The 21,853-nt window shown below is 70.7% G+C and carries 21 protein-coding genes; 3 read left to right on the top strand and 18 right to left on the bottom strand.

Annotation, left to right across the window (positions count from 1 at the left end):
- Positions 1 to 465: 465 nt before the first annotated feature.
- The 3 genes from BM142_RS06160 (at position 466) to BM142_RS06155 (ending at position 3,627) form a co-directional block, all read left to right on the top strand.
- Positions 466 to 819 carry a hypothetical protein gene (locus BM142_RS06160; RefSeq protein WP_139228781.1) on the top strand — a complete coding sequence of 118 codons (354 nt, stop codon included), beginning with the start codon at positions 466 to 468 and terminating at the stop codon, positions 817 to 819.
- A gap of 187 nt (positions 820 to 1,006) precedes the next feature.
- Entirely contained in the window at positions 1,007 to 1,183 is a 177-nt protein-coding gene (locus BM142_RS24395) for a hypothetical protein (RefSeq protein ID WP_175527123.1), read from the top strand.
- Positions 1,180 to 3,627 carry an ATP-binding protein gene (locus BM142_RS06155; protein ID WP_092195860.1) on the top strand — a complete coding sequence of 816 codons (2,448 nt, stop codon included), beginning with the start codon at positions 1,180 to 1,182 and terminating at the stop codon, positions 3,625 to 3,627. Before BM142_RS24395 ends, BM142_RS06155 begins: the two co-directional genes overlap by 4 nt.
- Before the next feature lie 263 nt (positions 3,628 to 3,890).
- On the opposite strand, the gene BM142_RS06150 is transcribed toward BM142_RS06155, so the two are convergent.
- The 18 genes from BM142_RS06150 to merA form a co-directional block, all read right to left on the bottom strand.
- Positions 3,891 to 4,580 carry an Abi family protein gene (locus BM142_RS06150; RefSeq protein ID WP_254790587.1) on the bottom strand — a complete coding sequence of 230 codons (690 nt, stop codon included), beginning with the start codon at positions 4,578 to 4,580 and terminating at the stop codon, positions 3,891 to 3,893.
- A gap of 139 nt (positions 4,581 to 4,719) precedes the next feature.
- Positions 4,720 to 5,091: a hypothetical protein gene (locus tag BM142_RS06145; RefSeq protein WP_254790586.1), complete on the bottom strand. Its 372-nt coding sequence runs from the start codon at positions 5,089 to 5,091 to the stop codon at positions 4,720 to 4,722.
- A gap of 104 nt (positions 5,092 to 5,195) precedes the next feature.
- A complete protein-coding gene (locus tag BM142_RS06140; RefSeq protein ID WP_092195858.1) occupies positions 5,196 to 6,716 on the bottom strand; it encodes a type IV secretory system conjugative DNA transfer family protein in 1,521 nt (506 codons plus the stop codon).
- A gap of 11 nt (positions 6,717 to 6,727) precedes the next feature.
- A complete protein-coding gene (locus tag BM142_RS06135) occupies positions 6,728 to 8,023 on the bottom strand; it encodes a hypothetical protein (protein ID WP_092195857.1) in 1,296 nt (431 codons plus the stop codon).
- On the bottom strand, positions 8,023 to 8,331 hold the full coding sequence (locus BM142_RS06130; protein WP_092195856.1) for a hypothetical protein: 309 nt from the start codon (positions 8,329 to 8,331) through the stop codon (positions 8,023 to 8,025). The genes BM142_RS06135 and BM142_RS06130 overlap by 1 nt, the downstream gene beginning before the upstream one ends.
- Positions 8,328 to 8,948, bottom strand: coding sequence for a conjugal transfer protein (locus BM142_RS06125; protein ID WP_254790584.1), 621 nt, complete (start codon positions 8,946 to 8,948; stop codon positions 8,328 to 8,330). The genes BM142_RS06130 and BM142_RS06125 overlap by 4 nt, the downstream gene beginning before the upstream one ends.
- 54 nt (positions 8,949 to 9,002) lie before the next feature.
- Positions 9,003 to 10,169 (bottom strand): M23 family metallopeptidase, encoded by a 1,167-nt coding sequence (locus BM142_RS06120; RefSeq protein ID WP_092195855.1) that lies wholly within the window; start codon positions 10,167 to 10,169, stop codon positions 9,003 to 9,005.
- Positions 10,166 to 11,704: an ATP-binding protein gene (locus tag BM142_RS06115; protein ID WP_092195854.1), complete on the bottom strand. Its 1,539-nt coding sequence runs from the start codon at positions 11,702 to 11,704 to the stop codon at positions 10,166 to 10,168. The genes BM142_RS06120 and BM142_RS06115 overlap by 4 nt, the downstream gene beginning before the upstream one ends.
- Complete coding sequence (locus BM142_RS06110; protein ID WP_092195853.1) at positions 11,701 to 13,215, bottom strand: SCO6880 family protein; 1,515 nt, start codon at positions 13,213 to 13,215, stop codon at positions 11,701 to 11,703. The genes BM142_RS06115 and BM142_RS06110 overlap by 4 nt, the downstream gene beginning before the upstream one ends.
- Positions 13,212 to 14,825: a hypothetical protein gene (locus BM142_RS06105; RefSeq protein ID WP_092195852.1), complete on the bottom strand. Its 1,614-nt coding sequence runs from the start codon at positions 14,823 to 14,825 to the stop codon at positions 13,212 to 13,214. Before BM142_RS06105 ends, BM142_RS06110 begins: the two co-directional genes overlap by 4 nt.
- Positions 14,818 to 15,624: a hypothetical protein gene (locus BM142_RS06100; RefSeq protein WP_092195919.1), complete on the bottom strand. Its 807-nt coding sequence runs from the start codon at positions 15,622 to 15,624 to the stop codon at positions 14,818 to 14,820. The genes BM142_RS06105 and BM142_RS06100 overlap by 8 nt, the downstream gene beginning before the upstream one ends.
- Positions 15,624 to 15,941 (bottom strand): hypothetical protein, encoded by a 318-nt coding sequence (locus BM142_RS06095; RefSeq protein ID WP_254790582.1) that lies wholly within the window; start codon positions 15,939 to 15,941, stop codon positions 15,624 to 15,626. Before BM142_RS06095 ends, BM142_RS06100 begins: the two co-directional genes overlap by 1 nt.
- A 59-nt stretch (positions 15,942 to 16,000) precedes the next feature.
- A complete protein-coding gene (locus BM142_RS06090; protein ID WP_092195850.1) occupies positions 16,001 to 16,753 on the bottom strand; it encodes a hypothetical protein in 753 nt (250 codons plus the stop codon).
- A gap of 356 nt (positions 16,754 to 17,109) precedes the next feature.
- A complete protein-coding gene (locus BM142_RS06085) occupies positions 17,110 to 17,868 on the bottom strand; it encodes a hypothetical protein (RefSeq protein WP_092195918.1) in 759 nt (252 codons plus the stop codon).
- A 352-nt stretch (positions 17,869 to 18,220) separates the two neighbouring features.
- The gene (locus BM142_RS06080) at positions 18,221 to 19,570 is read right to left on the bottom strand and encodes a dihydrolipoyl dehydrogenase family protein (protein ID WP_092195849.1); all 1,350 of its coding nucleotides are present in this window, start codon (positions 19,568 to 19,570) and stop codon (positions 18,221 to 18,223) included.
- Between the two features lie 103 nt (positions 19,571 to 19,673).
- Positions 19,674 to 20,183: a DUF1440 domain-containing protein gene (locus BM142_RS06075; protein ID WP_092195848.1), complete on the bottom strand. Its 510-nt coding sequence runs from the start codon at positions 20,181 to 20,183 to the stop codon at positions 19,674 to 19,676.
- Complete coding sequence (locus tag BM142_RS25620; protein ID WP_175527122.1) at positions 20,162 to 20,440, bottom strand: LPXTG cell wall anchor domain-containing protein; 279 nt, start codon at positions 20,438 to 20,440, stop codon at positions 20,162 to 20,164. Before BM142_RS25620 ends, BM142_RS06075 begins: the two co-directional genes overlap by 22 nt.
- Positions 20,433 to 21,824: a mercury(II) reductase gene (merA, locus tag BM142_RS06070; RefSeq protein ID WP_092195847.1), complete on the bottom strand. Its 1,392-nt coding sequence runs from the start codon at positions 21,822 to 21,824 to the stop codon at positions 20,433 to 20,435. Before merA ends, BM142_RS25620 begins: the two co-directional genes overlap by 8 nt.
- Positions 21,825 to 21,853 lie beyond the last annotated feature (29 nt).

The raw sequence follows: 21,853 nt of genomic DNA, 5'->3' as shown, positions 1-21,853 counted from the left end.
GGCCCCCGGTGGACTGGCACGCCTGCCCCCGGGGGTGATGATCGATTCCGTACCGTACCTGGGGGCGTCCACCAAGGCGGTGCACGACGGCTTCGCTGGCTGGGTGGAAGAGGCTCCTGATGTTCGCACTCATCGGTTCCGTCTCGAGTGCGCTGGTGCTGTTCTGGGGCTCGCTGCTGGTGTGGTGGCTCAGTACCCGCCGGGCAGCCAAGGCAGCTGAGCAAGACCGGGAGCAGAAGGCGTACGCCGATCTTTTGTGGCCAGCGTCGGGCTGTCGCTGCGCGTGCACACGATGCTGACCGCCCTGAAGGTCAGATCGGGTCTCGCAGAAGGGCTCGCCGTCACCTTGGCCAGCGCAAACCTCTGGATCCGCTGGAGCTCCACGACTGTGTCGACGGCGCCTGAAAACTGACCCCCTGGCGGCAGGAACCCGCCTGCCGCCAGGGGGTCAGACTTCGCCCGCCGTTGACAGACTGGATCAACACCGACTTCGGCGCCCTTGTGGACGCCTGGTCGCGGACGTGGGCGTACGGCTCGGCCGACGGAGTTCGACTCGCGAACCGCTTGCTGGACAGCTGCGGCCATGTCATGGCGGTGATCAGCACAGCCGACGCGACCGGCTTCCGGCAGAGAATCCGACAGGTCGTCCTTGGCATCAGCAACGAGCCTCTTGTGGCGGAATGGGACCGGCGCATGAAAAAAGTTGCGACAGCCCGCCGTGAGCTCGCCGAGTACATGCGGTCGGAGACCGGCCGCCCCGCCGCTGAACTCTTCTCCCTTCCCGAGCCGACTCCTTCCGGCGAGACCGCGCTGGGCTGAGCGGCTCGGGCACCCTAAGTTCCACCCGGGCCTCCCGCTGGCACGCGGGCACGCGGGCACGCGGCCACGGGATGGGCAGCCAGAGGGGTTGATGACGCGCGAACATCGACGCTCGCGCGTAAATCCCGCAGCCGCAGCTACCGTCGTCTTTGCAGCACCCCGCGCGCCCCTTCCAGGAGGTCGGTAGATGTCCGGCATTGAGACAGATGTCCTCGAAACGTTCCTCATGCGGATAGCGGCCTCGGAGGAAGTCAGCGACAGCGTTGTCGAGGGCCTCAGGGAGCGACTTACGGCGAGCAGGATACCCAAGCCCGAAGAATTGGCGGAGCTGTTCGCGAACGGTAGCGGGGATGCCTTGGCATGATCCAAGTCAATGCTATACACATTGAAGAGTTTCGGGGCATCCGTGAACTGGCTCTCGAGCTCGACGGTAAGCCCTTTATGATCTGTGGGCCCAATGGCTCCGGCAAGAGCGGCGTTGTCGACGCCATCGATTTTGCGTTGACGGGCAACATCGCCCGACTGTCGGGCGCGGGAACAGGCTTGGTAAGCGTATTGAAGCACGGCCCACACGTTCATCGGCGCGATAACGCCAGCGCGGCCAAGGTCGCGCTGACTATTCGAGATACGGCCAGCGGCCAGACAGGGGTCCTGACGCGCAACGTGAAGACGGCGAATTCGTTCGCCCTTACCCCCGACACGCCTGAGCTTCGTGCTGCCGTCGAGCGGGCGCGGCTGCATCCCGAACTCACCCTGTCGCGGCGGGAGATCATCAAGTACGTGGTGACGGAGCCCGGAACGCGCGCGCAAGAGGTTCAGGCTTTGCTCAAACTGGACCGGATTGACCAGACGCGCAAACTGCTCATGACGGCGCGAAACAAGTCCTCAGGTGAATTCAACACCGCCGCCGCCGAGCTAAAAAGCGCTGAGGAGACGATGCGACGCCACCTCGACCTCTCCAGCCTGCTCACCACCGAGGTGACAGCAGAGATCAACAAGCGGCGGGCGACGTTGGGCCTCAAACCATTCGAAGCGGTGACCATCGATACCGAGCTCGAGGCGACCGCAGACAACGGTGCGGCTGGGCCAGCCTTCGCTCAAGCCACCGCCGTCCGTGACGTGCAGGCTCTCATCGACGCTCTCGCTCAGCCGACCGAGCTGCAGTCCGCAGTCGCGAAGCTAAAGCCCCTGTTGGATGAGCTCGCAGTTGATCCGAGCATTCGGAGCGCCCTGCGTCATCGCAACCTCGTCGCGGCTGGCCTCGACCTGGTGACCGACGCTGCCTGCCCGCTCTGTGACTTATCCTGGAATGACATCGAAGTGTTGAAGGCGCACCTACGTGAAAAGCTCTCAAGGTCCGAAGCTGCCGCCGACCTGGAACGCCGGATTCTGAACGCTGCAGACGCGGTTCGCGTGGCGATCAGATCAATTCGCGAGTTGGCAACCACTGCTCGGCCTTACGCCGTGAGCGACGGCGACAAGGAACTACCTCACCGCCTCCAAGTCTGGAGCGAAGACCTCAGCAATCTCGGAGCCCTCTTGAGCACCGTCGATGGCGTCATCGATGAACAAGAACGAGTCACGGGGCCCCTGGCTGTGCCGGCCGAGATCACCCACGGACTCACAAGTCTTCGAGCCGGGTTGGACGCCAAACCGGATCAGAGTGCAACCACGAGAGCTCAGGCCTTCCTGACGGTCGCGCAGGAACGCTGGACGCGCGTTCGCCTCGCCCGGGCAGGCCTCGCCAAGACGCAGGCCGCGCACACCACAGCCAAGACGGTCTATGACACCTATTGCGCCGTCGCCGACGAGGCGTTAACCACGCTATACAAAACAGTGCAAGACAACTTCGGCAGCTACTACCGACAGATCAACGCCGACGACGAGTCGTCGTTCAACGCAGAGCTAGAACCCAGCGCAGGCAAGCTTGACCTGTCGGTCGACTTCTACGGCATTGGAATGTTCCCACCGGCCGCCTATCACAGCGAGGGTCACCAAGATGGCATGGGTGTCTGCCTCTACCTGGCACTCGTGAAGCAACTACTTGGCCAAGACTTCCGATTCGCCGTCCTCGACGACGTCGTGATGTCCGTCGACCGCAATCACCGTCGCCAGTTCTGCACCTTACTCAAGGAAGCCTTCCCCGAGGTGCAGTTCATCATCACAACGCACGACGAGGTCTGGGCGCGTCAGATGCAGTCGTCCGGTCTCATCGGCCGCAAGTCGCAAGCCCGCTTTCACGGCTGGACCGTTGACGGCGGTCCTGTTTACGAACAAGGCGGCGATATCTGGAGCCGCATCGACGCCGACCTCGGCAACGACGACGTCCCCGGCGGGGCGCACAAGCTCCGTCGATACCTGGAAGCCATAACCGCAGACATCGCTGACGCAACAGGTGCACGCGTCGCCTTCCGAGGAGATGCTAACTACGACCTCGGCGAGTTGCTGGCCGCGGTCAAGGGACGGCACAACGAACTACTCAAGAAGGCCGCAGGCGCCGCAAACTCCTGGAACAACGCCGCCGCCAAGCAGCGTGTGCAGGAGCTGAAGGACGAGCGCGCCAAGGTCATCCCCGCTCAGGAGGGCGAGAGCTGGGCGATTAACAAGCTAGTCCACAACAACGACTGGGCCGCCATGGGCAAAGCCGACTTCATGCCTGTCCTCGAAGCGAGCCGCCAGTTCCTGAATCTCCTCACCTGCAGCAATTCAGACTGCGGATCATGGGTGTACGTCGTGGGCCAACCCGGAAACGAAGACAGCCTGCGCTGTGGCTGCGGTACGTATAACCTTAATCTCCGAGGCAGGTGAGAAGCTCAGTGCGGGGCTACCAGCCGGCCGCTCGCCTTCCTTGCCACTCGTCAGATGAAGCTCCACGGGCCACGATCAGTCCCAACTGAGCTACGCGCAGCGACACTATCCGCGGCCACCGACAGGACCTGAGCGCCGCGCGCTCCGGGCGTAGCCGCTCGACGGCGTCCCCCCGCCAGAGAGGAGGTGCAGGTCGCGGCGGAGCCGCACCGGGGGTCCGCGGCGGGTGTCTGCCAGAGCGGGTCGGCCGTGCCCGGCCAACGCTACGGCCGGGCAGCCAGCAGTTTGGAGACCGTGCTGTTGGCCCGGACATGCTGTCCCAGGGGAGCATCGAGACGCGCGGCGAGACCGATCAGGTCTGCCAGCCGGCCGGCGACGTCGGTGGTGAGCAAGGGTTCGTGGTGGGCCACGCGGTTGCGCAGGTCGTGCAGGCGGCCGACCGGGCCGTCGACATGGACGGCGCGGTCGGTGCCCGGCGGGAAGGCGCGGTGCAGCGCGGGCACCCACAGCGTCTTCTCGTGCGCCGCGGAGCTGAGGTAGCGCCAGAAGCCGAACATGAGCTCGGCGACGATCTTGCCTGGCGGGGCGGTCCGGCCGCCGGCGTTGGCGATCGCGTGGCGCAGGCTGTCCCGGGTCTTGTTGTTCACGTCGACGCGGCGCCGTCCCCGCTTGCGATACACCGGAGCGAAGACCGTGTCTCCTGTGAGCGTCCAATGCGGAGGCCCGGGCCAGCGAGCGGACAGGGCGACGTCGTAGGCATTGCGCAGCCCGACCTCCACGTGCGCCAGGTCGTGCATCAGCGCGGCGCTGAGTTGGGCGTTCCACTCGTACAGCGCCAGCGCCCGGTCCCGGTCCGCGCCGGTGGCGGCCAGGTAGACCGCGAATCGCGGGCCGCTCAGCCAGGCCTCCACCCAGCGACCGGCCGGCGGGAAGGCCGGCGTCGGCGTTGTCATTACGGCCCATCCTGGCGTAGACTGATCGTGAAAGCCCCGGTGGACCGCTGACCTCTGGTCATGTCGCCGGGGCTACGTCTTTTCCTGGCCTCTGTCCGCCAGCCTCGTCGCGGTGAGCCGCTGGCGGACGCCCTCGTCATCAACGGGAGGCGTCCAGGAAGGCGGTGTAGCGGCTTTCGGCGGGCCAGTCCTGGTGCCGGCCGGTGCGGCAGGAGCTCTCCCCGAGCCGTTGGGCCATGCGGTCGTAGAACATCGGGAAGGCGTAGCGGTTCCATTCCTCCATCAGCTGGGGAGCTGTGGCGTTCTCTGCTTCCCACCGCAGCACCGCCAGCACGGGCAGCTCCCGGGCGATGTGGGCGTGGTGGGGCCAGCAGGCCGGGACCATCTGCGCGGGCCGCCACGCGTACTCGTGGTTGATCCATGCGACGACGTCGTCACACCAGCTCCAGACGGCTGCGCCCAGCTCCCCGGTGCAGCCGGCCGGCTCCCAGGGGCGCTCCAGGTCCGCCACGGCGCCGGCTTGGGCCGCTCCCCCTCGGTCGCCTCGACGCGCGTTCCCCAGAAGTTCAAGCGCATGCAGCACCGCCAGGGGTGGCGGTGGGAACGGCAGGACGATCACCAGGACCGCGTCTCGGACTGCGGTGCGGCCGGCGGGTCGGCCCGGTCAACGTGCCGGCTCGGGCCGAGCCGGTGATCGCGGGCGTGGGCCAGCGCGGCAGCCGTGCGCTGCTCGACGTCGTCGGTTTCGGGGCGGGCGCGGCTGACACGCGCACGGGCGGCGTCGAGCTCGGTCGCGAGCTGCTGACCGTCCTTGCCGTCCAGGCAGCGCCGCAAGCGGGCGATGATCGGCGGCGCGGTGCCTGCGACGACGAGAGCGTGCCGCTCGGGGATGCGACGGATGTCGCCGGGGCGCAGCACCCGTACGTCCTCACCCGAGCGGGACGTGCCCATGCCGCCGGGCCCCTCGGTCACGGTCCGCCGGCTGATCCGCACGTCGTCGAGCAGATCGGACAGTTCCCGGTAGAAGTGGACGTCCTTGCCGCCGCCGAAGATGACGAGGTTGTTGGTGAGCCCGAACAGCGAGCGGGCTTCGTCCTCGCCGTAGGAGACGACCATCTGCTTCCAGGTCTGGGCGGCGTAGATGAACGACAGACCAAGCGCGCGTTCGTTTGCCATCCGCACCCGCAGGGTCGGCAGCGGCGTGGTGGACGGCAGTTCGTCGAGACAGGCCAGGAAGCACGGGGTCAGCCGCCCGTGCGGCGAGGTGGCGGCGACGTGCAAGGCGGTGTCGAGGACGTGTTCGGCAACCGCGGTCAGCAGCGGCGCCGCCGAGGCGTAGGGGTCCTCCCGGCCGAGCAGATACACCGTTCCGTGCCGGGCGATGAGATCGGCCAGGTCGGTCGCCGACCGTCCGCGCGACGGCACGCAGCGCGCCCTGATGTCCGGTTGGAAGAACAGCGCCATCGCTTGCTGGACCGTGGTCACCGTGTTGCCGACGGTGTCCGGACTGCCATGCAGGGCGCCGATCAGCAGCCCGTCCCAGAACCGGGCCGCGTGCGGATGCTGCTGCAGAATCTCGGCGGGCTGCTCGGCGGCGACCGGGTTGGCGACCCACTCCAGGACGTGCTCCAGGGTGCGGCCGGTGAGTGCCGCCGCGTGCAGGAATCCCTGCAGCACCTTGGCGGTCTCCGCGGCATAGAAGCGGGCGGCGTTGTCCTGCCGGCCGCCGGTGACCGCGCCGGCGACGGTGCCGGCGGCGAAGGCCTTGGCTCGCCGTTCGGCAATCCGAGGATCGACGCAGCCGGCGACCGGATCCCACACGAGCTCCGGCAACCCCGGTGCGGCGCCGAATGGATCGAGCACCGCGACCGGACGCGGCGGCTCATCCGGGCCGGAGGGTTGTTGACGACGCCCGGCGGTCAGCAGCAGGTCGTCGACCTTGGTCAGCGTCGCCAGCCCGGCGCCCCGGTGGGCGAACAGGGCCGGAGCGAGCAGGTCGAGGGTCTTGCCGGACCCCTGCTCGCCGTAGACGCCGGTCGTGCGGTCGTAGCCGCACCACAGCTCTACCCCGTGCGGCTGCGAGGAGCGGCCCAGCCGCCAGCCGACGTCGGTCGGATCGAACCCTGACGTGAACATCCGACTCCCCTTCACCGTGCCCGGCTGGGCCCGGACCGCTGGGCTCGCGCCGCCTGCAGCTGCTGGGTGGCCTGCTGAATGGCCACGCTGAGCGCGACCGGCGTTTGCGGGTCGTCGAGCAGCGCCCGATTCGCGGCCCACGCCCGGCGCGGGAAGCCGGCCGTCGCGCGGGCGCCCGGATCGGCTGCCTGGTCGGCGACGGCGAGGGAGAGCAGCCGGGCGTTGTGCAGGGCGCCGGCGACCGGTTGCAGGTCGGTGGCGTTGACCCGGACCAGCCCGCCGGGCTGATATCCGCGCAGGTACGCGGCCACCCGCTCCTCGCGCGGCGGCACGTCCCGGGCGTAGGCGATCAGGGACCCGTTGTCCGCCCAGGACCGGACGGTGCGGTACAGCAGCTGCGTGGCAAGAGTTGGCAGGTGCTGAGCCGCGGACGTGACCGATGCGCGCAGGGACGCCGTCCAGTTGGCCGGGTTAGGTTGGGCAGAGCGGAGGACGGCATGGAGTCGACCGGCCGCGGTAACGCCGGATGGTGTGTGCTGGTGGAAGCGGCGGCTACCGTCGTCGTACGGACGCAGGGCTGCTCGGACGGCGCGCCAGGCGTCGGCCGCCGTCGTCTGACCTGTGGGTGGTGTGTCGACCGAGCCGAGGCGCTCCGCAGCGGAGCTGAGTGTCTGAGCGGCGATCGTGTAGGCCAGGACCTCGGTGACCGACGGTGGATCGTTGGCTCGGGCCGTGGCCTGGAGTAGGACGCCGATGGCGTCGGGGACCACGCGTGCCGGGTCGACGGACGCACTGACCGCGGGGCCTGGAACGGGGCGGTCGAGGATGGCGACGTCGGCGCGGGTCGGCGGTTGACGCGCGGCTGTCTGCTGGACCAGGGCCGCCTGACGCTCGACCTCGGTGTGCCACTGCGTAGCCGGACCGGCAGGCAGACGGTGGGCGATCACCTGCGCCAGCGGCGTCACTGTCTCGGCTACGGCGGTGGCGACGGCCCACCGGCTGGTCACGGTGGTGTGGTCGTACAGGACGCCGACGGTGTCGGCTGCGGCGGCCGCCAACCGCGTCAACGCCGACTCGGTCGCTGGAGCGCGGACGCCGAGTTCTGTGCAGGCGGCAGCCAGGGCGGCGACCTGCTGTTCGCGACGATCGCCGGCGAATGGGGAGACGCCGTCGTGGCGCAGGTGGGTCAGCGCCCGACCCAGGTGGCCCAAGGCGGTGCCTGCATCAGCGCGCGCGGCCGCGCTGTCGTCCGTGGTCCGCGCTGTGTCGGCGAGGGTGTCGAGCAGCTGCCCGAGCGACGTGGCCATCAGCGTGACGCACGCAGCGCTCGGTGGCCGTGCTGGGCGGCGGCGAGGACGTCGGGGTGTGCGAAGTCGTCAGCGGGCAGGTTGCCGAGGATGCGCAGCGCCTGCTCAACGAGCCGGTCGGGGTCGGTGGCGTCGGTGGTTGCGGGCACTGGTCCGCTGGGCGCGCGCAGGGCGGTGGCGGCGGCGAGGCAGTGCAGCTGCGCTGTCGGTCCGGCCTGGTCGTTGCGGGAAGCGGCGGCGAACAGTGCCGCGGCCTCGGCGCGGGCGGCGAGCAGATCGGAGTTCATGCCGTCGTCGGTCGAGCTCATCGAGGGTTCTCCTTCACAGTGCGGACGGGTGGTGCCTGGGTCGACGGTGCTGGGGAGGTCGATCGGGAAGTGGTCGTCGGAACAGATCTGTGGAGACGACCGCGGATTGCGTCGCCGCCTGTGGACAGGAGGCGATGAAGGCGTCCCCGGCTGCCTCTGGCCGGGTAGCGGTCCGGGCGGATGACCGCTCGCCCGGCGCGGAGCTGCCGCAACCCGAGGGCTTGCTCGGCCTCCCTGCGGGTGGCCATGCCGCCGCGGGCGTCGCCCGGGCGCCGGTGGCGGGCGACCAGGACTGCGGTGATGGCCGCGGTGGTCAGCAGGACGAGCTCGGCGGCGGCAACACACGTGTACACCGGGATGGGCCCGGCGACCTGACGCAGTTGGTCGGGCGGCAGGCCGCGGCCGGGGTTGCCGACCAACAGCCCGCCGAGGACGTGGGTGATCGTCTCGGTGCCCTGCGGCCACACCCAGCCACCGCCCCACAACGCCGAGGCGAGTCCGAGACCGACCAGGGCCGCCAACGCAACAGCGATCAGGGCGCCGCCGGCCACGGCGACGGCCAGTTCCCATCCCCGGGCGATCGGCTGCGGATCGCGACGCCGGAAGGGCGGCGTCACTCGCCGGCCCCGTTTCGGTGGTGGATGCCCACGTCCTGCTTCCCTCTCTGCCGGTCAGCCGGCGGTGGTGGCATGCAGGTCGACGCCGTGGTCGACCAGCCACGGCACGGGATCGACGGACGCGCCGTCGGTGCGGACCTCGAAGTGCAGGTGGACGCCGGTGCTGTTGCCGGTGGACCCCTGGAAACCGATCAGCCCCCCGGCGCTGACGCGCTGGCCGGCGGTAGCGGTGTAGGCCGACAAATGCGCGTAGCGGGTGGTCACGCCGGCGCCGTGGTCGAGTTCGACGAGGTTGCCGTAGCCGGCCAGGCTCAGGGTGCCGTCGCGGTCGCAGTAGGCGCTGGTGCACTCGGCACGAACTACGGTGCCGTCGGCGGCGGCGTAGACGGGGGTGTCGCGGGGGCCGGCGATGTCGACACCGGCGTGCAGGGTGCCCCAGCGGGACCCGTAGCCGTAGGTGACAGTGCCGGCGGTGGGGCGGATCCACGATCCGGCCGGCACCGGCAGGCCCGGGCAGATGCCGGGCGCCGCACCGGACGGATTTGCCGTGGTCGCCTCGGCAGCCGGCCACAGCATGGCGGTCAGCTCGCGGGCCAGCGGCCCCCAGCGGGCGTATGCGCCGCCGGCAGCCGAGATCTGCACGGCCTGGGCCGCCTGAGTGAGCGGGATGGTCCGCCAGTTCGGTACCTCGACCAGCCGGCGGTAGAAGGCCTCGGCGGCGTAGACGGGGTCCATCAGCTGGGCGACGGTGCCCCAGCCGGCGATCCAGCGCTGTTGGAAGGTGTTGACGCTGTCGTGGTCGGAGCCCAGCCCGTCATGCGGATAGGTCAGGCTGGTGGCGGTCACCGCGGCCTGTTCGGCGGTGAGTTCGGGGCTGCTGCCGTCGTTGGCCAGCATCCGGATACGGGACTCCTGGTAGGCGGTGGCCAGCGCCACCATCGCCGCGTACGGGTCGAGCCCTTGTGCTGCGGCGACGGTGACGATGGTCTGCGCGTGGCCCATCTGGACGGTGTCCAGTTCGATGCCGGCGACGGTGGCGCCCGTGCCGCCGATCGAACAGGACGATGCCGGCGACGTCGACGCCTCCGGAGCGGCGAGCACCGCGAGGGGGATCAGCAGCAGGGTGAGCGCGCCGAACACTGGGACGGCGACAGGGGCGGCGGCCTTCCACAGCCATCGCTTCCCGTACGCCCGGGCCAGTCCTTCGGCCGTCCCGCTCATGCCGGACGTCCCATCTCGGGATTCCTGAGCTCGCGGGGGATCGCGGTGAGGGCCTCGTTGGTGTCGGTCAGGGCCAGCTCGGGCGACGTGAGGACGGTCTGCACCTTGAACGCGCGGTCGCCGACCAGCCACAGGGCGCGGCCCTTGCCGGCGATCGCCCAACCGGTGACCACCCGTTGGGCAATGGGGGTCAGCCCGAGCATGGTGGCGAGCTCGTCGGCGACGGCCTGGTCCTGGCCGTGCAGCACCTTGACGTCGCACAGGTGCAGCAGGTCGCGGGCGATGGCCACCGCCTGGGAGGAGGCGTCGCCGGCGGTCAGCATGTCCGAGGGCTTGTGCGCGAGCAGAATCTGCACGTCGGCGTCGCGGCGGGACAACCGCAGGTTGGCGTCCAGGCTCTTCATCGCCTCGGCACCGAGGCGCATCTGCCGCCAGGTCTCGTCGCGGATGACGATGCGCAGGTCGCCGGGGTCGGCGATCTCCCGCATCGCCTGTCCCCAGGAGTTCAGGCAGGTGAGCGCGATGCCCACGGCCTGGTCACCGAGCGGCTCGAGGCGGGACAGCGACAGGGATTGGATGGGCGCGCGCCAGTCGACCTCGATCGACGTGTGGTCGTCGAACAGCCCGGCCAACGAGCCCTTGACCAGGGAGCCGAGGGCATCGCGCAGGGTTCGGGTGGCGTCGAGGAAGTGCCGCCGGTCGGCGTACCGGCAGCCGGCGACGAGCTCGTCGGGAGGCTCGTCCAGCGCTCGCCACAGCTGCGGGATGGTGGGCTCGATCAGCCGGGTGGCGCCGCTGCGGTAACCGGTGAGCAGCCGCAGCGCCTCGCCGACCGCGGTCTCCTCCACCGGGCCGAAGGACACGTGCTGCGAGCCGACCAGGCCACGGAGCAGCACCAGCCAGCGGGCGAACATGATCGCCTCGCGGCGGCGGGCCTCGGCGGCGCCGAGCCGGTCCCAGCCGTGCCCGAGCGGGCCGAAGGCCAGCGGGTTGACCCGGGCGGACAGTCCGTGGCCGATCACGAACGGCTGCACGCCCAGCGCCCGGCACAGCGGCTCGTACTCGTCCTTGGTGTCACCCAGGACCAGCGTGCGGTAGCCGTAGGCCAGCATCCGCAGCGCGAAGGCCTTGACCGTTGCCGACTTGCCGCGGCCGGGCTTGCCGAAGACCACGACGTTCGGGTTGGTGACCGGGATGGCGTCGTCGGTGACCCAGCCGACCGGATCGCAGTAGAACGCCCCACCCGAGAGCAGGTCGATGCCCATCTGCGCGCCGGTGGGCGGCAGCCCGCTGGCGGCGATCAGCGGCCACACCACCGGCGTCTGCTCCGACGTCATTCGCCACACCGACAGCGGCGCCATCGCCGCCGCCCGGCCACGGCCACGGCCCCGGGGTCCGCGACGAGACACCAGCGCGGTGAACGGCCCGCGCTCCCGTCCCGCCGTCTCCACGGCGGCGACGGCGGGGAGCCGGTGGCCGAAGTCGTCGAGCAGGACGGCCACATCACGGCCTCGACGGGTGGAGCGCCGGGTCATCGTCGTCCCCGGCGGTCGGGCAGCCCGACGCCCAATGGGATGGCGGCGGCGGCGAAGCCGGAGTCCTGCGCGAGGTCCAGCCGGAGCGGCACGAAGCCGGCAGCACGGACCGACGCCGCGAGCCGACGGCCATGTTCGTCTACCGGCCAGGTGGCCGGGACGGTGACGCAGGCCGCGACGGCGGGACGAACCAGCGCCCGGCCGGCGGCGAGCTTCTCGTCAGCGGCACCGATCCGCTCGGTGTCCCGTCGCTGCCGGGCCCGCTGCCGAAATCCCATCCGGGCGCGCAGCTCGTCACCCGTGGTGGCGCTCATCTCCTCCCGGCCCACCAGCCGGGTGGCCCGCTCCAGCGGCAGCGGGGCGAGGAACACCGTCAGACAACGCCGCTCCCCCGCCGTCATCGGCACCAGCACCGGGGCCAGCGCGCCGAGCACCGCCCCGGAGTCGGGCAGCAGGATCGTGTCGGTGACCGACGCCCACGAGTCGTGCACGTAGTGCCGCATCTCGGCGCGGGCGTGGGTAGGGCCGGCGGCGGCCATCGGAACCCCGGTCGCCAGCTGGGAGCCGTCGGCGGCGGCCAGGTCGGCGGCGATCAGTTGGCCACGGTCGCCGGGGGCGAAGCCGGTGCGCACCGCGACAGCGAGTGCAGCCGAGTCCAGCCAGGTGACGGCGGTGCAGCCGACCGGGCCGCGCAAAGCGCTCTCGACCTCGGCCATCACCCCGTGCAGCACCCGCGCGCGGCCGTCCACCCCACCGCCGGACTCCTTCGCGGCCCGACCCATCCGGCTCTCGCCGACGACGACGGTCACAAAGGCTTCGGTGCGCACCGCGGCCGGGGTCAGGGTGGCACCCAGCAGCGCGTTCACTCGCACAGCCAGGGCTGGGGCATCGGGACGGGTGTGGGTGTGTTCCCAGGCGGCGCGCTCGGCGCCGTCGTCGGGCACGGTGCGCACCTGCAGGGCCAGGAGGTCGATCAGTTCGGTGCGCGCGGCGATCTCGCACAGCTCGGCCAGGCCGGCGCCCATCCGGTCCCGCTCGGCCGGCTCGGCGAGGCCGATGCCGGGATGGTCGATCCGGGCCACGGCCGCCCAGGTGCGCGCCGCGGAGTTCTGCACGATCACCGGGCGGGTGAACAGCTGCCCGTAGGGCGGTCCGTCGTGAGTGCGGATGCCGGCGAGCACTCCGGGCAGGTCGGCCTCGGACAGGTCCTCCGCCGTCCCGGACGCGGCTCGGGAGCCGAAAAACGTCCAGCCCATAGCTCCTCCGATCGCGTACAGACAGAGATCGCCGAACCAGCGGCCCGCGGCCCGCCCCCGGATAGGGACCAGCAGCACGGCGGCCAGCAGCGCCCACACCGGCAGCCAGACGACGAACAGCCCCCATGCCTGCGCGTTCAGGGCCAGCAGCGCCGGCATCCCGGCGAAAGTCACCAGGGCGAGCTGAGTGCCGGTCATGCCGAGGAACCAGCCGGAGACGTCACGGGAGTAGTCGCCGTAGCGGACAGCGTTCATCGCGCGTCGTCCTGGTCGGGGCCGAACGGGTCGCTCTCGCCGGGCCGGTCAGGTGCCATGCCGTCGAGACGCTCGGCGGGCCAGGCCGCAGAAGATGCGCCTCCGGGATAGTGAGCGCGCCCGTTCCCAGTCGGTCTCGTCGGCTGTGTTCCATTGTCGTCGGGACGGCGCCCGCGGCCGTGCCCGCCTCCGGTCGCCGTCCCTCCGCCGGAGCCGTTGCCGCGCGCCGGTACCCGGGCGGGCAGCGGCTGCCCGTAGTACGGGTGGGTGTGCCCAACTCCGGCGCCCGACAACACGTCTGACGCCGAGGCGGCCACCCCCGCGGCCAGTCGACCGGCCGTGGAGGTACCGACGCTCAGCGCGCGCAGCGCGCCGGCGAAGCGCCCACTGGTCGCCGCGTCTGCGGTCGACTCGCCCTGCGCGCGGTCGCCGGCCAGCTGCGCCGCTGCACCTGAGGCGGCCACCCCACCGGATGTGGCACCCGCCGCCGCGGTGGCCACGGCCGCTCGCCCGCCACCAGCCTTCTGCAGCGCGCCCATGACTCCGCCGGACGCGGCCAGCGAGGTGCGCAACGCCGCCCCGCTCGACGTGCCGGGGTCGACGAAGGCCAGCAGCCGGAACAGCGCCAGCGGACAGATGGCTCCGAGCAGGATGAGCAGACAGCCGACCACCGCCATGCCCATCGCGGCCTCGGTGCTCGTCTCCTCGGCTCCGGTGATGATGCCCTCGGTGATGGTCACGCCGACGCCGAGGACGAGCACGGCGACCGGGGCAACCAGCAGCGCCGCGAGGAACCAGCGCAGGCTCCGCCAGAACCACCCGCTCGAGGTCTGCGCCAGCAGGCCGCCGGCCGAGATCGCCGAGGTCGCCGTGAGCACGATCAGTGCGGCCTCGCGGACCAGCATCAGCAGCAGGTAGCCGACGCTGGCCGGCACCAGCAGGAAGACCGCGCTCACGCCGAGGACGGTGGCGACGGTGCCGTCGACCAGGTCGCGGCCCACGCTGATCGAGGGATTGAAGTCGGCCAGGTTATCGATGTCCAGCAGGCTCTGCAGCAGGCTGGTGGTCAGTCCGGAGACGCCGGTGACCAGCAGCCCCGCCACGCCGATGTAGCTGGCCCAGACCAGCCCGAACTGCAGCAGTCCGACAAGCAACCGGCCCAGCGTCTGCCCGTCCCGGCGCACCGCGGCGATACTCAGCTGCACCATGGCCATCAGCGCGGCGACGGTCGCGCCGATGCCGAAGGTCACCGGATATACGGCGGCCAGCGGGCCATCGGCGGACAGGTCCGGGGTGGCCAGGGCGTCGATTACCGAGAAGGCCAGGCCCAGCAGCCATAGCCCGGCCTCCCACAGCGACAACATGGCGCTGACCCACACGTCGGCGACCACCGCGCCCGCTGCCTCACCGATCACGCAGAACGGGTTGATCGGCAGGCACGGCAGCGAGCCGTCGTCCGCCGCCGGAGCTGCAGGGAACGCCACGACCGTCGAGTCGGCCGAGGCCGGAACCGCGGTTGCCAGCCAGCCCACCACCGCCAGCATCAGGGCGACGACCAGCATCCGCGGGCGCGGCAACCGGCCGCACTGGGCAAGCTGCGGCCTAGACATGGCGCAGATCCCGCCAGCCGGCCGCGATCGCCGCCTCGGTGCCTGGCCAGACCGAGGGCGCCGGCGCCGGCTCCTCCCCCGGGCCGATGACCCACCGGTCCCCGACCCAGGCCATGCGCTGGCAGTCGGCGATCGCGATCCGGGAGGTCTGCTCCACGGTGACGGTGAACTCGAAGTTCACGCACACCACCACGAACTCCTCGCCCACCGTGCCCTTGATCAGCCCCATCACCGGGCGGACGACGATCGCCAGCTGCGGAGACCCCGCACCGGAGAGCCCCGCTGCAGACAGCAGCCTCGCCATGCCGTCCACCCCGGACCACGTCTCCGGGGTCGGCCCGCCCGGAGCGGCCCACTCGGCGATCACCCGTCGCACGCCGTCCATCGAGCCGCTCTCCATCGCCGTCACGTCGATCGCCGCCAGCTGCGCCAGCGAACCCTCCGGAGTACGCGGGAAGCCGGTGGGCACGTCCGCCCGGCCCACGCCGGTGGCGCGCGGCAACTCGAGAACGCCTGCAGCCTGGCTCGACACCGGGCCGGGCAGCGCGTCATCCGGGTCGGCGGTCGGCATCGGCGCGGCGGCCAGCGCATCGTGCCGCGACATGTCCGGGGAGGGAGCCGCAGCCTGTCGTGCGGCGTCCCTCTCGTCCGGCTCCTCGGTCAGCCCTCCGACAACTGCCAGGACCAGGCCGGCCAGCACCGCCAGCGCCACCACCGCGCTGATCACGAGCGCCGCAAGGAGACGTGCCGGGCTCCACTCCGGCCCACCGCTCCCCTGGACGTCGGGACGGCGGCGCATCAGGTGCACCCACTGCCGGTGATCGATCCGAGGATGACCAGGATGACCGTGTAGGTGATGGCCACCATTACGACCACCGCGACGCCCATCGCCCCGTATCGGGAGGCATGCGGGTGGGAGAACATCCGGCCGACCAGGACGGAGCCCAGCGACACGACCGCAGCGATCCCAATCAGTGCCAGCACACCCCACTTCACCCACGCCGTCACCTGATCGGCGAAGGCCTGCACTCCCGGCGGGGCCTCCGGGCAGACCGCCGCGGTCAACTCCACCGGCGCCGCGGTGGCAGGCCACGCGGTCAGCACGACCAGGCCCACAGTGACGAACGCGACGGTCGAGGCCGCTCGTACCGCTGCAGGAGCGGTCCTGCGGGCATTCACCGGGCCTCCCCCGTCGCGCCCAGCTGGGACGATGCCGCCCGGTGCCGATGCCGAGACTGCGGTGGCACGGCCGGCATCAACAGCGCGGCCAGCGACCGGCCGGCAGCCTCCACTCCCTTGGGCAACCGGTCCCCGGTCAGACCGGTGGTCTGCAGTCGTCGGTCTATCGGAACTCGCGCCACCAGTCCGCACGACCGCAACTCGCGCAGCCGCGAACCAGAGCTGGCCTTCACCGCCTGGGTCCAGCGCGCCGGGCCCACGACGGCCACCACCACCGGCCGCTCGGCGAGCTGGCTCAGCACGTGCTCGGTCAGTCGCACCCCGGGCACGGTCGGCCGGCAGACGACGACGGTGCGCGTGCGGTCGGCGGCCAGCCGGGCCAGGTTCTGCGACGCAGGCAGCCCGAGATCGAGGACGGTCACCGACGGTTCCTCGCCGATCGGGAGGACGGGCCAGCCGCCGGGCTCCCCGTCGGCGACGCGGCGGTCGATCGTGACGCGGTCTCGGGAGCCTCGTCGCCAGGCGCCGGTGGCGTCCGTGCCCAGTTCCGTCGACGCCGCAGCGACCAACCCCGACCGGCAGGGATGCGCAGTCTCCACCAGGTGCACCCGCCGGTCGGTGGCCGCGACGGCGTCACTGATGGCCAGCGCCACCGTGGACGCCCCCGCACCGGCGTGTGCCGCTACGACCGTGATCCAGTCGGCCGCCAACGCGTCGCTGTCACCCCTGTCCGGGACGGCTGCGGGCACGCTGTCACCCCTGCGCGCGCCTCGCCGCGGCGTCCTGTAATTGCTGTCGGCCCACCGCTCGCGGTGCGTGTCGTCTCGAGCCTGAGAGGCCGTCTCGCCGTCGTCCCGCCTCGAGCGGCGAGCGGGCGGAACCGATGTGCCCACCGGTGCAGAGCGCTCGGATACGAAGTGCTCGTGGAGGCGCGTCGGCGCGGCCAGCCCTCGTGCGGCGGCTCCCGGACGGCGGGCACGCAGCTCGCGGAAGGCCCGCTGGATCTCCGCGACCGACAGCAGTCGCTCGTCGGGATGGACGTCGCCGCGGTTGACCACACCGCCCGTCACGGCGCTGGCTCCATCGACGTCCTGCAGCAGCGACGTCACGCGACGGCCGCCAGGTACTGCGGAGCCACGCCGCGCAAGGCGGTCAGCGTGCGGTTCCGCCGGCGGTACAGGGTTCGCGTCGTGATGCCGTTCGCTGCGGCGACCTTCTGGTCGGCGCGCCGGTGTTGACGGTCGCGGCTGCACTCGGTGGCGATCAGCAGTGCGATGTCCTCGGCGTCGACCCCTGAGCGCACCGCCCACTGCAGCAGGTCGACGACGTCGAGGTCCTCCCCCTCCTCGCGGGCGGTGGCAGATGCAATCCGAGTGATGTCGCCAGTAGCGGTCAGGACCTCGACCCGGTCGGGGTGGTAGCGGCTGCTGGGGCGCAGTTCGGCGAGTACCGCCCGCCGGGTCTCGGCGCGCAGGTTCGCCGCGATCGCCCGCGGCCGGCGTTGCCATGGGTAGCGGCGGATCTGGCAGGCGAGCTCGCCGACGACCACGGCGAGGATGTCGGGGTTCAGATCTGCGAGCTGCCTGGCTATCGTCCGCACCACCCCACTGAGCAGGTGAAGCGTCAGCAGCAGCGCGTCGTCGTCGCGGCCGCCGTCCACAGCGGCCAGCCGGACGAGCGCGGTGAGCACGACGTCGGGGCGGTCGTCCGCGCCGCCCTCGGCCCAGACGGCGAGCAGGTCACGAACGCTGCTCAGCCCCGCCAGGGCTGGCTCGGCGGCTGCCCAACGGACGAGGATCGCCTCGCCGTCCAGACGTGCGGCGAGCGCCGGCCAGCTGCCGACGATGGTGGGGTCGTGGAACATGTGCGGGTCCTCCGGCATCGGTGTGATGCCGTCGACGCTCCGCAGAGACGTTCAACGAGCCGTCACCCCTCGGCAGGGGTGACAGACGGCGGTCACGTGATCGCGTGGCCCGCGCTGTCTCCCGCTATCGCGTCGGGGGACACTCGGCATCCCGCAGCGAGGGGGTGACGGAACGGGAAGCGAGGGGTGACGTACCGAGGTGCGACGACGAAGACGGCCTGATCCGCTCGCAGCACCTGGCACCTGGCACCCGGGTATCCCGGAAGCCGATCGTTCACCAGGAACCGCGAACAGCTCCCTTGTCTCTGTGTGATCCGAGGGGAGGAGCGCCGACGTCTCGGTTGGCCTTCAGTCAGAGGTCGAGCGCTTCGAGGGCGGTGAGGTACCCCTCGCTGTAGGTCGGGAACTGAGCGACTTGGTCCAGGAGCGTCTCGATCGGGATGTGGGTGCGGATGGCGAGCGAGGCTTGGTGGATCCACTCGCCGGCTTGGGGGCCTACCGCCCAGGCGCCGACGAGGATGCGGCGGTCTCTGTCGGCGAGGAGCCCGAGATGCCCTCGGGGATCACCTTCGTAGGTCCACGGGCGAGCGAGTGACTGTGCCAGGTCGATCTCGGCAGTCGACGTGGTCAGACCGTCGTCGTCGGCTTGGGCCTGGGTGAGCCCGGCGGCGGCGATTTCGGGGTCGGCGAAGACGACTCGGGGGATGCCGGTGTAGTGAGCAGCATGGGGCCGGCCGAGGATGGCGTCGGCCACGATGCGCGCCTGGTACTTGGCAACGTGGGTGAAGGGCATGACGGCGGTGACGTCGCCGAGGGCCCAGATGCCGTCGGCGGCTCGGCAGTGGTCATCGACGAGGATCTCGCCTCGCTCGCCGAACTTGACGCCGGCGTCACCGAGGCCGAGCCCGTTGGTTCGAGGGGTTCGGCCGGTGGCGAAGATGATCACGTCCCCGCCTGCCTGGGTGCCATCGGTGAGGTCGAGCACGTTGTCGGCACCTTCCTGGTACGCCCGGGTGGGGCTCGTGCCGGTGCGAATCTCGACGCCTGTTTCCTGCAGGTACTTCTGTGCCAGCTCGCTAACCCGCGGCTCCTCACGGCCGAGGAGGCGGTCGCTGCGCTGGATGAGTGTGACCTGCACGCCGAAGCGGACCAGGAACTGAGCGGTCTCCACGCCGACTGCGCTTCCGCCGACGATCACGGCCCGGCTCGGCAGGTCACGGGTGGTGTAGGTCTCTCGGTTCGTCCACGTCGTGACGGTGTCGAGGCCGTCGATGGGCGGGATGACGGCATCTGAGCCGGTGGCGACGATGACGTGGTCGCACGTCAGCTCCCGGCCGGCGACCTCCAGGCGACCCCGTGACAGCACTCGGGCCTCGCCCTTGAGAACGAGGGCACCATGGTCGGCGTAGCTACGGACCTGGCCTGAGTCGTCGAGGTGGCGGGCCATGTAGTCCCGGTAGTCACGGGCTCTTGCCCAATCGAGACCCGCTCCGCCTGCTCCCTGGACACGATCCACCTCGCCGGCTGCCTCGGGTGGGCGCAGCACGGTCTTCGACGGGATGCACGCCCAGTAGGCGCACTCACCGCCGATCAGCTCTCGCTCGATCACCGCAACCCGCTGGCCAGCCGCCAGCAGTCTGCTGGCGGCGACTTCGCCGCCGGGCCCCATTCCCATCACCGCAACGTCGACGTGTTCGCTCATGAATCTCCTTGGTCTTGGCGGCCTCCGAGAAGGTCGGTCAGGCCGTTTCTCTCCCGGTGAGGAGATCGCCGAACACCAGAACCAGGTGAGGGCTGTGGTGTCGTCATTGCGGTCGCTGGCGCAGCAGCGCCCAACCGGTCTCCACCGTGGCCGCAACGGCGGTCCCGAAGACCAGGTGAGCGACGAAGCCACGCACATGGGTGACGAGTGGGTAGTCGAGGTTGGGCGCCGAGAACCCGAAGGCCGGGGTCATCAGCTCATCGGCGAGGAGGCTCATGGCCGCTCCGGTCAGCAGGCCCGCAGGGAGCGGCCCCAGCTGGGTGCGCCGGCGCAGCAGCGGATAGAGCGGCGCCCACTGCAGAGCGAGGCCGTAGTGGAAAGCGAGGGCGAGCTGACCGAGGCGCTTCTCTTCGAGGTCGAGGCCAGCCAGGCCGGACAGCCTCTCGGCTGCGATCCGGTAGGGCGCTCCGGGACGAGCCGAGTCCTCTCGGGCCCGCGCAGCGTCAGGTTCCCACTGGTAGAGCCGCATGCTGACCGGCTCCATGGCCCGAGTGCCCACGTAGCCGGCTACTGATGACAGCGCCAGGTCGGTCAAGGTGCGACGGAGCTGCATGGGGCCCTTCTTGAGTCGGTGGGGCTGCAGGCACGGTTTCTATTGCGACGGCGCATCAGGACGATGGCGCCCAGGCCAAGCAGGGCGATGCCAGCGACGACGGGGATCGAGCCGGTCGCTGCACCAGCGGCCGAGGCCAAGCCAGCAACACCGACGCCGAGCAGGAGGGCGTGCCCGACGCAGCACAGGACGATCAAGACGCCGGCGCCGATGGCCAAGCCGGTGCTGCGGTCTTTGGGTGGGGGAGCCTCAGGCACAGCAGGACGTCGGCATCTGGTTGCGGAACAGGCCAGCTGCGATGCGCAGGCTTTCGGCCATCGTCAGGTAAGGCGCCCAGGTGTCGGCGAGCTCGTCGACGGTCATGGCTGCCTTGATGGCGTAGGTGGCGGCCAGCATGATCTCGCCGGCGCCATCGGCGACGGCGTGCACGCCGAGCACTCGGCCGGTCTCGGCGTCGGCGACGAGCTTGAGGGCGCCTCGGGTGTCCCGGTTGACCAGTGCCCGGGGCACGTCGTCGAAGCCGAGCACTCGGCATTCACAGACGTGGCCTTGCTGGATCGCTTCGGTCTCGGACAGCCCGGCCGAAGCGAGCTGGGGCTTGGTGAAGATCACGGCGGGAAGGCCGGTGTAGTCGATCCTGGCCTGTGCCTGAGCGGGGCTGGCGGCGAGCGCATTGAGGGCAGCGACTCGGCCGCCGGCGGCAGCGACGTAGACGTACTGCGGAGCGCCCGAGACGTCGCCTGCGGCGAAGACCCGAGGGTTGGACGTGCGCTGGTGTTCGTCGATGGCGATGAAGCCACGGGCGTCGGTCTTCACATCGCCCGCATCGAGGTCGAGAGCCTCGGTGCGGGCCCGGCGTCCGGTGGCCACGAGCAACCGCTGGCCCCGCACCTCTTGGGCCGATGCTGTCGTGACCAGGACCCCGCCTGAGTCGGAGCGGACCTCGGTGGCGTGCTCCTCGAGCACCGTGATGCCGTCGTCGGCGAAGACCTGGCGAAGGATCTCGGCCAGTTCGGGCTCAGCCTGGGGGGCCAGGCGGCCGACGAGGGTGACGCTCGCGCCGAGGTGGGCGAAGAGCTGAGCCTGTTCCAGTCCGACGTAGCCGCCGCCGATGACGACGAGGGACTCGGGCAGCTCAGCTTGCTCCATGGCCGTCGTCGAGGTCAGGTAGTCGACCTGGTCGAGGCCGGGCAGGTCGGGCCGGGCGGGCTCAGAGCCGGTGGCCAGCAGGTAGGCCCGGCCCCTCAGGGGCTTTTCGTTGACCGCGATCGTGTCGCTGTCGAGGAACCGCGCCTCACCAGAGCGGACCTCGAAGCCGTAGGCGGCAGCGACGTCGGCGTACTTCGCCTGGCGCATGCCGGCGATGAGTTCGTCCTTCTGCCCGATGAGGGCACCCAAGTCAACGCCGTCGGCCGTCGTCGGGACGCCGGCGAAGGGGTTCGTGGCAGCGCCGTGGCGGGCGCCAGCTGCGGCCAGCAGCGTCTTGGAAGGGACGCAGCCGACGTTCACGCAGGTGCCGCCGAGGATTCCTCGCTCGATGAGCACCACGCTGGCGCCGGCCTGACGGGCAGCGATGGCGGCGGACATGGCGGCGCCGCCTGATCCGATGACCGCCAGATCAAGGTCGTAGTTGTCGCCCACGCTCGCACCTCCTGACGCCGTGCACTTGA

This window comes from Blastococcus tunisiensis, assembly GCF_900112815.1.
In the GTDB taxonomy this organism is placed as follows: domain Bacteria; phylum Actinomycetota; class Actinomycetes; order Mycobacteriales; family Geodermatophilaceae; genus Blastococcus_B; species Blastococcus_B tunisiensis.
This window is presented reverse-complemented; position numbering and strand designations above follow the sequence as displayed.